This window comes from Massilia sp. 2TAF26 (assembly GCF_052115005.1).
Taxonomy (GTDB): Bacteria; Pseudomonadota; Gammaproteobacteria; order Burkholderiales; family Burkholderiaceae_D; genus Telluria.
On the sequence record NZ_JBFRFV010000004.1, the window covers coordinates 193797 to 206413 of the forward strand.

Here is a 12617-nt window from a genome sequence, read left to right on the forward strand (position 1 = left end):
TGCTGAAGACCCTGACCGCGCAGCTCCTGACCCAGCTCATGCACGATATGAGCGGCACCCTGGGCGCGGACATCCGCATTTCCTTCAACGTCAGCGTGGAGGACTTCGAAGACGATGCGCTGAGCGACATCCTGCTCGGCGCCATCCGCGACCACCTGCTGCTGCCGGCCAGCCTGGAACTCGAGATGACCGAAACCCAGGCGCTGCAGGCCTGCGACCGCCTGTTCGGGCGCATCCAGCGCATCGTCGATGCCGGCATCAGCCTGGCGATGGACGATTTCGGCATAGGCTATTCGAGCATCGACACCCTGAGCAGGCTGCCGTTCACCACCCTCAAGCTGGACCAGGGCCTGATCGGACGCATGCTGGCCTCGCGCAAGGATGCGACGATCGTGCGCTCCTCGATCCGGATCGGCCACGAACTCGGCATGGAGGTCGTGGCCGAGGGCGTGGAGACCCAGGCCCAGCGCGATTTCCTGGTCGAATCCGGCTGCAAGCTGATGCAGGGTTACCTGATCAGCCGGCCGCTGCCGGTGGACGCATTTCGCCAGTTGCGCGCGACGGCGGACGGTTCGCGCAGCTTTCCGGTCGGGCAAGTGCACCTGGCCATCCTCGACCACGTGCAGTGGCGGCGCCAGCTCGTCAGCTATGCGGTCCAGCGCGCCACCTTGCCGCGCAATTGTCCGACCCGCAAGGCGGACGGCTTTCCGGAGATGAGCGCAACCCACTGCGCGCTGGGGCGCTGGTATTTCGGCGAAGGCCGCCATATCGCCGCCACACCCATCTACCACGCGATCGACGCCCCGCACCGCGAGCTGCACCGCATCGGCGACGACATCATCGAGAAAGTGCGCCGCGGCGCGACGCTGAACGAACTGGCCGGCTTGCTGAGCTCGATGAAAGCGGTGTCGACGACCTTGATCCGCCTGCTTGAGGACCTGGAAGATACCGGCCTGCAGGAACTCTACCGCGATGTCGCGATCGAGGACTCGGCGGGCCCGACGAACAATTCCTTGTAGCCGGTTGCCGGATCGATCTCCCGGCTGAAGCGGTGGCCGGGCAGCAGCATCACCAATACCTCGGCCGTGGTGCGCACCACGCAGCCCGGCCCCATATGCCCTCCCGTCACCTTGCCGGCCGCATCCGACACGGCGATGTGCAGGTGCGGCCCATCCGGCGACAGCGAGCCGCCCAGGCTCAGGATTTCGAGGTCGCCGCGCAGTTCCGTGCAATCCGGCGCGCCGGCGAAGCGGATGCGGGCCACGCTCAGGCTGCCGATGCCCTGCACCACGAAGGCGGCGCCCACGCCGTGGCTGGCGCACAGTCCGGCCAGCGTTTCACGCAGGTCGGCCTGGGCGGGAATGCGCAAGGGGAGGGGAGTCATGTCCATGGGATGTCACATTCTGGCGGCCGTAACTAACAGTTGCCTTGCGTCAATTCTATACATGTTGCCATTCGGCTTTTAACATTACCCGAATAACAACAGTCATTGTGACGATGTGATAGTTTTCCGCTAATCAATTCCGTATAGTATGCCGTGCCCGTCGAGGCAAACAACAAAAAACGTTCAAAACTGCGGAAAAATGTCACAAAAATTCACACTGATGGCCTGCCTGGGCATGCTCTTGTCCGGCTGCGCCATGTTCACGCCTGCTACCGAAAGTCGCTATGTCAGCGCGGACGGCACACTCCAGATTCGCGGCGAGCTGGTCGACAGCACCGGCGTCAAGATCTTCGTCAACGAGAACAAGGTCATCGACGAGCATGTCTCGCTGCTGCGCGGCGACGGCGAGTTTGCCGGTACCTTCCAGGGCAAGCGCGTGAGCGCGGACTGCTCGACCACCGGCGGCCGCAAGCTGCATGCGACCACCTGCATGGTGGCCGTCGGCGCCGAACGTGTGCGCCTGATCCTCTGAAGCAGGCCGATCAGGCCTGTCTCGACAGGCCGTCGAGCAGTTCCACCAGCTGGCCGATCTCGTAGGGCTTGGCCAGCACCTGCACGCCAGGCATGGTGGCGCGTTGGTCGGTGTAGCCGGTCGCCAGCACCACCGGCAGGCCGGGCCGGCGGTCGCGCAGGATGCCGGCCAGGTCGATGCCGCTGATCTTGCCGGGCATGACGATGTCCGAGAAGGCGACATCGATGTCCAGTCCGGCCTCGATCATCGCCAGCGCGCGCTCGCCGTCGGGCGCCACCAGCACTTCGAACCCCGCTTCCTCCAGGCCGCGCGTCACCGCTTCGCGCACCAGCGCATCGTCTTCGACGAACAGGATCCTGCCGCTGGCGTGCATCTCTTCCAACTGGGCGCTGCGGCCGGGCAGGGGCGACAGCGGCAGGATCGAGCGCGGCAGGTAGAGTTCGACCCGGGTGCCCTGGCCGGGCGTGCTGGACAGCACCAGCGAACCCTGCGACTGGGTCGCGAAGGCATAGGCCTGGGCCAGTCCGAGTCCGCTGCCCTTGCCCGGCTCCTTGGTGGTGAAGAAGGGGTCGAGGGCGCGCGCCAGCACCTCCGGCGCCATGCCGGTGCCGGTATCGGTGACGGTGACCAGTACGTAATCGCCGCCGCCGCGCCCGACGGTCGGCTCGAGCGCGCAATTGCGCGCGCTGACGGCGAGGCGGCCGCCCTCGGGCATGGCGTCGCGCGCATTGATGCCCAGATTGAGCAGGGCGAGATCGAACTGCAGCGGGTCGACCGTCACCGGCCAGAGATCGTCCTCGCAGCTCAGTTCGAGCTCGATCCCCTGGCGCAGCACGTTGCGGATCAGCTGCAGGGAATTGCGCAGCTGTTCGGCGGGGGCGACGGTCGACAGCTTGGCGTCCTGCAGGCGGCCGAAGGAGCCGAGCTGGCCGGTGAGGGCGGTGGCGCGGCTGACGGTGCGCTTGCAGGTGTCGATCAGGCTCTGCACCTTGGGCTGGTTCGAGGTCAGCGCCGCCAGCTGCAGCGCCGTGGTCAGGGTCTGCAGCAGGTTGTTGAATTCGTGCGTGATGCCGCCCGTCAGGCGGCCCAGGGTTTCCATCTTCTGGCTGCGCATCATGGCCGCCTGCGCCTGTTCGCTGGCGGTGACGGCTTCGGCCACGCGCTGCTCCAGCTCGGCCTGGGCGCGGCGGATCCGCTCGCTGGCCTCGGCCATGCGGCGCGCCACCACGTCGATCTCGACGATCTCCTGCGGCGCGTAGGCTACCTCGCGGCCCTCGCCCAGGTCTTCGGCGCTGCGGCCCAGGTATTCGATGGGGCCGATGGCGCGCCGGCCGAAACGGCGCGTCAGCACCACCGAGAGCACGAGCAGCGCGGCCATGATGCCCGCAAGGTAAGTTGCCGCATGCACGGGCACGCGCTGCAGCTCGCTTTGCGGGATGCTGACCAGTACCCGCCAGCCGGCGTCCGGCACCGTGCTGAAGAAGCCCCGGGCCGGGGTGCCGGCCATGTTGCGGCCCTTGAACGCGCCCTCGCTGCCGGCGGCGAACTGGCGCAAGGCGGCGCTGCTCACCGAGCGCCCGCGGTACTGCTCGGCGTCGCGCGAGCGCGCCACGATCTTCCCCTGGCGGTCGATGATCGCAGCCACCCATTCGGCCGGGAAGCGCTGCTCCGCCATCAGCTGCTGCAGGCTGGCGGCGGTCACGCCCATGTTGAGGAAGTGGCGGATGCGGCCGTCGATCCGCACCGGCACCTGCACCACGAAGTCATGCTGGCCGCCCAGCGGCGATTTGAACAGGTCGGATACCAGGGTGCGGTCGGCGCCGCGCGTTTCCATCAGCTCGGCGATGTTCGACGCACGCCGGGCCGGCAGCGGGCTGCCCAGCGGCACCCGGGTATTCAGCAGCTGGCGTCCGTCGGGCTCGGTCAGGATGATGGAGGTGTCCGGCGTCGGCGCCAGCACCTTGGCGTGCCGGTAGAACTCCTCGAGGTCGCCGCGCGCCAGCGAGGGCGAGCTGGCCAGGGCGCGCAGGATGCCTTCCTTGATTTCCAGTTCGTTGTCGACCAGCAGGGCGAAGGCGCGCACCGCTTCCTTGACGCTGTTTTCCTGGGCGCGCCGCTCCTCGAGATAGACGTAGCCGACCGCCAGCGTCGCGGCGCTGAAGGTCGGCACCAGGATCGCGAGGATCAGGATCAGCAGTCGGGTTCGGATGCGCATCGGAGCAAATTGTGTTCCGGGCAAGAATGCTCCGGCGCGCGTAGTCTACTTCAGTCTGGCCAGCGGCGGTTGATGTCGTCCGCCTTGTCGAGGTTCTTGACGAGGATATCGACGTAGTGCGGATCGAGATGGTGGCCCGCCACTTCGCGCAGGTAGTCGCGCACCTGCTCGATCGGCCAGGCTTCCTTGTAGCAGCGCTCGTGGGTGAGGGCGTCGAACACGTCGGCCACCGCCACGATGCGCGCATACGGATGGATCTGGTCGCCCTTCAGCCCCTGCGGGTAGCCGCTGCCGTCCCATTTTTCGTGGTGCTGGTGGGCGATCACGGCGGCCGCCTTCAGGATCGGACGCTGGGAGCCGTCGAGGATCTGCAGGCCGACGGTCGGGTGCTGCTTCATGATTTCCCACTCCTCGGGCGTGAGGCGGCCGGGTTTCAGCAGCACCGCGTCCGGGGTGGCGATCTTGCCGATGTCGTGCATCGGCGCCGCGTGCATCAGCACCGCGGTCTCGTCCTCGGACATGCCGGATTCCTCGGCCAGCAGGTGGCAGACCTGGGCCATGCGGCGCACGTGGTTGCCGGCCTCGTTCGAGCGCGACTCGACCACGTCGCCGAGGCGCAGGATCAGTTCGGCCTGGGTATCGGTGATCTCCTGGTTCAGCAGGATGTTGTCGAAGGCGATCGCCACGCCCGAGCAGAACACGTCGAGCAGCTGGACGTCGATCTCGGAGATCTCGTCGACGCCTTTCAGCACCAGCAGCGAAGCCTTGCCGCTGTTGTTCGGGAAGTAGCCGACGTAGGTGTCGCCGTGCAGCTTGGAGATGCGGTTGTGGCGCGCCTCGTCGAGCTGGGCCACCAGTTCGGGGCCGATGTCGCTTTCTCCCATCTCGCCGATGCGGGCCAGGATCTCGTAGCGGCTCTCGCCGGTGATGACGCTGGCGCCGGCCACCCGCAGCAGCATGCTCTGCTCGAGGCGCAGCAGGGCCACGACCTGCTGCAGCAGGCCGCTGGCGAAGTCCTTCAGGTTACGCTGCTGGAAGATATGGCTTGATGCGGCGATCACGCGTTCCAGGCCTTCGCGGTAGGTCAGCTGCACGCGGCGCGCATCCTCGACCTTCATGATGTCGCGATAGGCGCGCAGGGCGGCGAAGGTGGTGGTGAACAGCTTGGTGCGATCGAGTTCGGTCTTTTCCTTGTAATCGTTGATGTCGTAATCGACGATCACGCGTTCTTCCGGCGCCTGGCCGGGCTGGCCGGTGCGCAGCACGATGCGGGTGAACTGGTTGTCCAGGTCCTGGCGCAACCAGCGCGCCACTTCCAGGCCGCTGTCTTCGCGCTCCATCACCACGTCCAGGAACACCAGCGCGATGTCTTTTTCGCGCGCCAGCACTTGCTTGGCTTCCTCGCCGCTGTAGGCATGCACGAAGCTCAGGCCGCGGCCGTCCAGGCGGAAACGCGACAGGGTGAGCTTGGTGATGTCATGGATGTCCGGCTCGTCATCGACGAGCAATACTTTCCACGGGGCAAGCTTGGGCGCAGCGGCAGACAGGAATGACATGACGATGTCCAGTATCGTGATTGCGTCTGAAAAAAAGAACAAAGAAATCTTGCGTTACGGCAGTATTACGCGAATCGATTGTAGTATGAGCAGTACCCATTAACAACAAGAAACAGTTCGTAACTAAACCAAAAAGTCACAATGCCGCAACGTTTTTTAATGGTGTTTGCAATTTAAAAACATTTTCGCGGCTCATTGATAGCGCTTCTGGCAGCGTTCGCACCAGAAGCTGCGCCGGTTCGAGCGGCCGAGATTCGCCTTGTGGAAGGGGATGTGGCAGCGCGGGCAGGTTTTCTGGTTGTGCGCCAGCCAGTGCTTCTTGAGGGTGAATTCCTTTTTCCAGGCCAGGAAGTCGAAGCTGTACTGGCGGGCCTGCTCGACCAGGGCGCGCAGCTTGGCGGGCGGCAGGGCGCCGACCGTGGACAGCGGGTGCAGGCGGATGCGAAACAGCACCTCGTTCTTGATGATGTTGCCGACGCCGGAAAAGATCTCCTGGTCGAGCAGGGCGTCGCAGACCAGCATGTCCGCGTTTTTTTTCGATTCGGCCCGCAGCTTCTTGCGCGCCTTCGCAGGGTTCCAGGCATCGGACATCACGTCCGCTTCCCAGTCGTAGAGGGCATCGAGCTCGCAATCGACTTCCTTTACCGAGCAGGCGTAGAAATTGATCTCGCTGCCGTCGGCGAAACCCAGCGACAGCCGCGGCTCCTTTTCGCGCCGCTCGTCGATGCGGTAGGTGCCGAACAGCAGGAAGTGGATGCGCACGGCCATGGTGGGCATCTGGATGAAGAACTGCTTGCCCCAGGTGCGCAGCGCCAGGACCGGCTGGTTCAGCAGGCGCGCGGTATCGATGGCCCAGGTATTGCCTTCGGCGCGCACGATCGTCTGGCCCACGAAGCGGGCGGTCTGCTCCTTCAGAATGTAGAGCGATGGTCCTTCCGGCACGGCGTCCTCCCTTCGCCCTCATTGTCGGGCGGAAGAGTCCGCAGCCGGTGTGCGGGGACTAACATTTCATTACAAACGAAGGATAGAAGGAGACGGACATGGGCATCAAATGCAGCGTATATTGATATGGCAAGACGACTTCGACGAAAGGAAAACAAAATGAGCTCGCGCATGCAGAAACTGGCCCTCGCGGGCCTGTTCGCGCTGGTGGCCGGCAGCGCCGGCGCCGCCACCACGGTCACCTACATACAGCCGGATAAATTCACCGACGTGCCCTTCGTGCCCTGGGACCGCGAAGACACGCTCAAGCAACTGAGCGAGCACTTCGTCAAGCTGGGCAACAGCCTGCCGCAGGGCCAGGACCTGCGCATCGAGGTGACGGACGTCGACCTCGCGGGCCGCCTGATCCCGAGCGCGCGCGCGGGCCGCGACCTGCGCGTCATGACCGGCCGCGCGGACTGGCCGCGCATCGAACTGCGCTATTCGCTGGAGCAGAACGGCCAGGTCATCAAGAGCGGCGAGGCGCGGCTGAGCGACATGAACTACCTCGATCACAGCGTCCGTTACTTCGACACCGAACCGCTGCGCTACGAGAAGCAAATGATCGACGACTGGTTCCAGAAGACCATCGGACCGCTGCCGCGCAGCCGGCGTTGAAGCGGACTGCCTGGACCATCCGCTATTCAAAGGGTTGTCGGCCATATGTTAGTCAGCTAACCGTACGGTCGTGGCCTTGTGGACTAAGTTAAGTGTTCTTTCAACGAGGGTTCAAGAAGAGGACACGATGACCGCATCCAAGAAGACCTCCGGCGCCGATGGCGCCGGTTCCGTATTAAGTACCGTGTCCGGCCCCTCCGAGGCGGGGCCGCCCAGCCCTGCCAAGGCCGGCAATCCGGTCGAAAAACGGCTGTTCGACAAGGCCGCCGCGGAGAAGCAGCTGGCCGCCGACATGCCGTTCAATCCGAACAAACCTGGCGAGTACGGCGACGCGGCCCGCACGCCGGCCGAGGGCGATCACCACAAGCCCGCTACGCCGGCAGCCACCGGCAGTACCAGCAGCGAGATCGCCAGTTCCGACAAGGTCGGTGACGGCAAGCCGGCGATCGGCGCCAATCCCACCGTGGCACCATTGGACCGCGTACGCGTCGACCCGGGCGACCGCCACCTGACCACCAACCAGGGCGTGCCGGTGGCGGACAACCAGCACTCGCTGAAGATTGGCCTTCGCGGTCCGACCGCGATGGAAGATTTCATCCTGCGAGAAAAGATTACCCATTTCGACCACGAGCGCATTCCCGAGCGTGTCGTACACGCGCGCGGCTCGGCCGCGCACGGCTTTTTCGAAGCCTATGACGACTTCAGCACGCTTACCCGAGCAGCACCGTTCGCCGCGAAGGGCAAGCGTACACCGGTGTTCGTGCGGTTTTCGACCGTTGCCGGCGAGCGCGGTTCGACCGATGTCGCGCGCGACGTGCGCGGGTTTGCGGTCAAGTTCTATACCGACGAGGGCAACTGGGACCTGGTCGGTAACAACATCCCCGTGTTCTTCATCCAGGATGCAATGAAGTTCCCCGACCTGGTGCATGCCGCCAAGCCGGAGCCGCACCACGGCATGCCGCAGGCGGCGACCGCGCATGACACCTTCTGGGACTTTGCCGGGCTATCCCCGGAGATCGCGCACATGCTCATGTGGGCCATGTCCGATCGCGCGATTCCTCGCAGTTACCGTACCATGCAGGGCTTTGGCGTGCACACCTTCCGCCTGGTGAATGCGGAGGGCGAGTCGCGCTTCGTGAAGTTCCACTGGAATCCACTGCAGGGCACACACTCGCTGGTCTGGGACGAGGCTGTCAAGATTTCCGGTGCCGATCCGGATTTCCATCGTCGCGACCTGTGGGAAGCCATCGAGTCCGGCAACTTCCCGGAATGGGAACTCGCGCTGCAGGTCTTCACGGAAGAGCAGGCCGCTTCCTTCCCCTTCGATATCCTCGATCCGACCAAGCTGGTGCCGGAGGAGCTGGTACCGCTGACGCCGGTCGGCCGCATGGTCCTGAACCGGAACCCGGACAACTTCTTCGCCGAGACCGAGCAGGTGGCGTTCTGCACCGCTCATATCGTACCCGGCATCGACTTCAGCAACGATCCTCTGCTGCAGGGCCGCAACCACTCTTATCTGGATACCCAGATTTCGCGTCTTGGCGGGCCGAATTTTCACGAGATCCCGATCAACTCGCCGATCGTGCAGGTCCAGAACAACCAGCGCGACGGCATGCATCGCCAGGCGATCCATCGGGGCCGCGTGAACTACGAGCCGAATTCGCTGGGCGGCGGTTGCCCTTTCCAGGCCGGCAAGATGGGTTTCACCAGTTTCCCGGAGCGCTTTACCACCGAGGACAAGGTGCGTGGCAACCCAGCGCTGTTCGCCGAGCATTATGGCCAGGCGCGCCTGTTCTACCGGAGCCAGACCCCGGCGGAACAAGCGCATATCGCGAACGCTTTCCGTTTCGAGTTGACCCGGGTGCAGACCCCGGCAGTGCGCCAGCGCATCCTTGCCCTGCTGGGCAATGTCGACAACGACCTCGTCGCCAAGGTCGCCGAAGGCCTGGGGATGGAGGTGCCGGCGCCGCAGCCGCGCGCTTTCGATGGCGAGGTGCCGGACTATCCGCCGTCGCCGGCGCTGTCGCTGATGAGTCGGCCCGGCGAGACAGGCGTCCGTACGCGCCGCGTCGCGATCCTGGTGGCGCCGGGCGTCGATGAGGCCCAGGTCAACAACCTGTACACCGGTCTTTTGAAAGCCGGCGCGGTGCCGCGCCTGGTGGGCGCTATGCTGGGCAAGGTGAAGGCGGCAGGCGGTACCGCCCTGGATGTCGAGATCTCGCTGGAGGCCGGGCCATCGGTGATGTACGACGGCATGATCGTGCCGGACGGTGCCGCCGATACCCTGGCGCGCAATGCCCACGCGATCGACTTCGTGCGCGAGCAGTACCGTCACTGCAAACCGATCCTGGCGATGGGCAGCGGCGCCGACCTGCTGGCCAAGGCGATGGTGCCGACGACGCTGCCGGACGGCTCGAACGATCCGGCCCTGCTGGTGGATGGTGTGCTGGCCGACTTTCAGGCCGCGCTGGCCGGCCATCGCGCCTTCGCGCGCGAAACCGATCCGCCGATGGTGTAAAGGCGTTTCCGCATCCCTGCGACAAACGTGGACGCCGGCCGAGGCCGGCGTTTTTCATGCTTATTGCGCCTTGTCGGCCCTGGCGGCCAGCTTGGCCAGCGGATCCTTGACCGTGTAGTCGGACGGCACGGTGAACAGGGCGGGCGCCGGTTCCTCGCGTTTCAGATTATCCAGGCGGAATACGGTGTCGCCGCTGCGCGGATCGCTGTGCCTGGTGTAGACGGTCACCTGCAGGTCCGGCGCGTACCAGGTCTCGTCCGAGACCACGATCGGGTTGCGGTTGCCGATCTCGCCGGCCGGGATCTCGTAGCTGCGCAGCTTGCCCTCGGCCTTGATGCCGTTGAACTCGCGGGTACCGAGGTCTTTGGTGGCGGCTTTCGAGGCCCACTTCATGTCGCCGAACACGCCGGCCGTCAGCGGCGCCAGGCGCACCTGGGCGGCGCGCAGGGCCTCGCTGTTTTCCTCCAGCGCCTTCGACACCTGGATGTGCACGTCCTGCTGGATGTTCTGGCGGAGCTCGGGGTTCGCGCGGGCGACACGCTTGACGATGATCTCTTCGCTGCCGTCGTCCAGCTTGCGGCGTTCGACGCTCGGCAGGATGCCGTCCCTGCGCATCTGCTCGACCCGGGCGCGGGCTTCCTCGCCCGCTTGTCGTCCGGCCTCGGCAGCCTTGCGCGAGGCCTCGGCCGCCTGGCGGGCGGCGACGCGCGCGGCATCGCCGGCACGGGCGATCTTCGTCGCGGTGCGGTCCTGGGGCTTCAGGATCCAGGTGGCGCCGGCGACGGGATCGTGGATGGTGATCAGCTTCAGCTCGCCCTTGGCGTCGACCACTTCCTGGCGGGTGCGGCCGGCGCTGTCGCGGTAGGCCATGGTGGTGTGGCGGTCGGCGATCTGGTTGCCGTCGGACAGGTTCTGCTGGCGCTCCGTGACCATCTGCGCGCTGTAGGGGGCGTTCTTGATCGGACGGATCGCGGTGTCGCGGGTGATCGTGAACGTGGCCGGACCGGAGGCGCTGAACGTGCCGTCACGCCCCACGAAGAAGCGATCCGCCTGGACCTTGACTGCGCCGGCGCGCGGGTCGCCGGTGGGACCCTCTTCGGCCAGGGCGGGAATGGCCAGGCTGGCCAGCAGGACTGCAAGAACGAGTTGTTTGGTCTTCATGGCATCCTCGGTTTGAATATCTAATTAAGGGAAGTCAGGCGCACCGCCAGCGGCTGGCCGTCGGCGCCGAGCAGCATCTCGGCGCGGACGGTATCCCCGGCGTTTTCCGGGGTAAGCGGGACCCCCAGCGGCGCCAGGCTGCTGCGGGATACTTCGGTTTCGACCATGCGCGGCGCCGGCTCCTGCTCGATGCGCTCGGGCGACTCCAGCGCGATGAACAGGCCGCCGCCGTCGCGCGATATCAGCGGGCGGCTGCGGGCGTCCGGATCCACGGCCAGGCGCGGGTTGTGCAGCAGCAGGCTGAAGACGGTCACGGCCGTCACCGCGGTCGACAGGCCGCCGGCCAGGGCCCAGCGGCGCAGCGCCAGCCCGCGGTACCAGGGCGTTTGCGGAAACTGGCGGGCGAAAGCCTGCATCAGCTCTTTTTCCACGCCGCGCGGGGCGTCCTGTTTTGCCATCTCGGCGCGCAGGGCGTCGATCAGGGGGGCTATCGGTTCTCGGGTGTCCATGTGGGCTGTCCTTCTCATGCTTGGGCCAGGTCGGGCGCATTGCGCCAGCCGGCCAGGCGCTTTGCCAGGGCCGCGCGGCCGCGCGACAGGCGCGAGCGCACGGTGCCGATGTCGACCTGGCAGATGTCGGCGATCTCGGCATAGGAGAGTTCGTGCATTTCGTAGAGGATGACGACGTCGCGGTAGTGGGGCGCCAGGTGGGCCAGGGCGCGCCGCACCTGCTCGGCGGCTTCGTTGTCCAGCAGCCGCGCCAGCGGTCCGCCTTCGTCCAGCGCCAGGTCGGACTCGGGATCCTCTTCGGGGCCATCGTCCTGGGCGTCCGCGCCGGGCAGGGCGACGTGGCGCCGGCGGCCTTCCTCGCCCTTCAGGATCAGCTTGCGCGCCACGCCGAACAGGAAGGCCTGCAGCTGGCCACGCAGCGGATCGAAGCGGAAGCGCTCGGTCAGCAGGCCCATGAAGGCTTCCTGCACCACGTCGGCCGCGGTGCCGGGCGAGCCGCAGCGCAGCAGGGCGAAGCGGTACAGCGGCCCCTGGTGGCGCCGGTACAGGGCCGCGAAGGCATCTGCGGCGCCGCCGCGCATGGCGCGCAGCAGCTCGGTGTCGGAAGTGGCGGAGGTCGTGTTCATGGGTAGCGGTTCTTTACCCATATTCCGCCAAGGAACTAAAAAAGTTCCAGGTATTTTTGGATTTTTTTAATCGATCCAGTTCACCCGGTCGAATTTGGAACGGAAATCGTCCGCCATCGCGACGACCTGGCTGGTCTTGTAGTTGAAGAAGACGAAGCCCTGCTTGGCCATCGCCACCAGCTTCTTGTCGCGCGGGCGGGTGATGCGGAAGGTGATGTCGCCGCCGTACTTGTTGAAATCCATGACCCCGACTTCGAACAGCAGCTGGTCGCGCGCATGCGCTTCGGCGCGGTAGGTGGTGGCGAGGTCGGTGACGATGATGCCGGTGCCGTCGCGCTCGGTTTCGGGGACGCCGAATTCGAACAGGAAGCGGGCGCGCGCCTCGGAGATCATCGAGATCATCGAGTCGTTGCCGAGGTGGTTGGCGGCATTGATGTCGGTGACGCGCACCGTCAGCAAGGTCGTGTAGTAGTACTGGTCTTCGGGGAAGTCGAGTTGTAAGCGTGCCATGGTTCGT

Annotated in this window: 12 protein-coding genes; 4 read left to right on the forward strand and 8 right to left on the reverse strand. The window is 65.6% G+C overall.

All coding sequences use genetic code 11. The features are described from left to right. Positions 1–2 precede the first annotated feature (2 nt). A complete protein-coding gene (locus AB4Z32_RS06045; protein ID WP_441935121.1) occupies positions 3–1019 on the forward strand; it encodes an EAL domain-containing protein in 1017 nt (338 codons plus the stop codon). Here the strand turns inward: AB4Z32_RS06045 and AB4Z32_RS06050 are convergent. Beyond that, a complete protein-coding gene (locus tag AB4Z32_RS06050) occupies positions 965–1384 on the reverse strand; it encodes a PPC domain-containing DNA-binding protein (protein ID WP_441935122.1) in 420 nt (139 codons plus the stop codon). The genes AB4Z32_RS06045 and AB4Z32_RS06050 overlap by 55 nt on opposite strands. Before the next feature lie 199 nt (positions 1385–1583). Here AB4Z32_RS06050 and AB4Z32_RS06055 point away from each other — a divergent pair, with 199 nt between their 5' ends. Beyond that, positions 1584–1916 carry a hypothetical protein gene (locus AB4Z32_RS06055; protein ID WP_441935018.1) on the forward strand — a complete coding sequence of 111 codons (333 nt, stop codon included), beginning with the start codon at positions 1584–1586 and terminating at the stop codon, positions 1914–1916. 10 nt (positions 1917–1926) lie between these two features. Here AB4Z32_RS06055 and AB4Z32_RS06060 read toward each other — a convergent pair whose 3' ends face one another. From AB4Z32_RS06060 to AB4Z32_RS06070, 3 genes are all read right to left on the reverse strand, one after another. Beyond that, complete coding sequence (locus tag AB4Z32_RS06060; RefSeq protein WP_441935019.1) at positions 1927–4131, reverse strand: ATP-binding protein; 2205 nt, start codon at positions 4129–4131, stop codon at positions 1927–1929. A 50-nt stretch (positions 4132–4181) separates the two neighbouring features. Continuing rightward, on the reverse strand, positions 4182–5687 hold the full coding sequence (locus AB4Z32_RS06065; protein ID WP_441935020.1) for an HD domain-containing phosphohydrolase: 1506 nt from the start codon (positions 5685–5687) through the stop codon (positions 4182–4184). 192 nt (positions 5688–5879) lie between these two features. After that, a complete protein-coding gene (locus tag AB4Z32_RS06070; RefSeq protein ID WP_441935021.1) occupies positions 5880–6629 on the reverse strand; it encodes a DNA-formamidopyrimidine glycosylase family protein in 750 nt (249 codons plus the stop codon). A gap of 159 nt (positions 6630–6788) precedes the next feature. On the opposite strand from AB4Z32_RS06070, the gene AB4Z32_RS06075 reads away from it, so the two are divergent. Together AB4Z32_RS06075 and AB4Z32_RS06080 are read left to right on the forward strand one after the other, a co-directional pair. Then, on the forward strand, positions 6789–7286 hold the full coding sequence (locus AB4Z32_RS06075; RefSeq protein WP_441935022.1) for a DUF3016 domain-containing protein: 498 nt from the start codon (positions 6789–6791) through the stop codon (positions 7284–7286). Between the two features lie 127 nt (positions 7287–7413). Further along, a complete protein-coding gene (locus tag AB4Z32_RS06080) occupies positions 7414–9804 on the forward strand; it encodes a catalase (protein ID WP_441935023.1) in 2391 nt (796 codons plus the stop codon). Between the two features lie 60 nt (positions 9805–9864). Here the strand turns inward: AB4Z32_RS06080 and AB4Z32_RS06085 are convergent, their stop codons facing one another. From AB4Z32_RS06085 to AB4Z32_RS06100, 4 genes are all read right to left on the reverse strand, one after another. Continuing rightward, on the reverse strand, positions 9865–10965 hold the full coding sequence (locus AB4Z32_RS06085) for a hypothetical protein (protein WP_441935024.1): 1101 nt from the start codon (positions 10963–10965) through the stop codon (positions 9865–9867). 20 nt (positions 10966–10985) lie between these two features. Further along, positions 10986–11474 (reverse strand): hypothetical protein, encoded by a 489-nt coding sequence (locus AB4Z32_RS06090; protein ID WP_441935025.1) that lies wholly within the window; start codon positions 11472–11474, stop codon positions 10986–10988. 14 nt (positions 11475–11488) lie between these two features. Further along, entirely contained in the window at positions 11489–12100 is a 612-nt protein-coding gene (locus tag AB4Z32_RS06095) for an RNA polymerase sigma factor (RefSeq protein WP_441935026.1), read from the reverse strand. Between the two features lie 66 nt (positions 12101–12166). Beyond that, a complete protein-coding gene (locus AB4Z32_RS06100; protein ID WP_441935027.1) occupies positions 12167–12610 on the reverse strand; it encodes a thioesterase family protein in 444 nt (147 codons plus the stop codon). Between the last annotated feature and the right edge of the window lie 7 nt (positions 12611–12617).

Excerpts from the sequence above, each read along its gene's own strand:
- AB4Z32_RS06050 (WP_441935122.1), bottom strand. The coding sequence starts at position 1,384 with ATGACTCCCCTCCCCTTGCGCATTCCCGCCCAGGCCGACCTGCGTGAA.
- AB4Z32_RS06055 (WP_441935018.1), top strand. The coding sequence starts at position 1,584 with ATGTCACAAAAATTCACACTGATGGCCTGCCTGGGCATGCTCTTGTCC.
- AB4Z32_RS06060 (WP_441935019.1), bottom strand. The coding sequence starts at position 4,131 with ATGCGCATCCGAACCCGACTGCTGATCCTGATCCTCGCGATCCTGGTG.
- AB4Z32_RS06065 (WP_441935020.1), bottom strand. The coding sequence starts at position 5,687 with ATGTCATTCCTGTCTGCCGCTGCGCCCAAGCTTGCCCCGTGGAAAGTA.
- AB4Z32_RS06075 (WP_441935022.1), top strand. The coding sequence starts at position 6,789 with ATGAGCTCGCGCATGCAGAAACTGGCCCTCGCGGGCCTGTTCGCGCTG.
- AB4Z32_RS06080 (WP_441935023.1), top strand. The coding sequence starts at position 7,414 with ATGACCGCATCCAAGAAGACCTCCGGCGCCGATGGCGCCGGTTCCGTA.
- AB4Z32_RS06085 (WP_441935024.1), bottom strand. The coding sequence starts at position 10,965 with ATGAAGACCAAACAACTCGTTCTTGCAGTCCTGCTGGCCAGCCTGGCC.
- AB4Z32_RS06090 (WP_441935025.1), bottom strand. The coding sequence starts at position 11,474 with ATGGACACCCGAGAACCGATAGCCCCCCTGATCGACGCCCTGCGCGCC.
- AB4Z32_RS06095 (WP_441935026.1), bottom strand. The coding sequence starts at position 12,100 with ATGAACACGACCTCCGCCACTTCCGACACCGAGCTGCTGCGCGCCATG.
- AB4Z32_RS06100 (WP_441935027.1), bottom strand. The coding sequence starts at position 12,610 with ATGGCACGCTTACAACTCGACTTCCCCGAAGACCAGTACTACTACACG.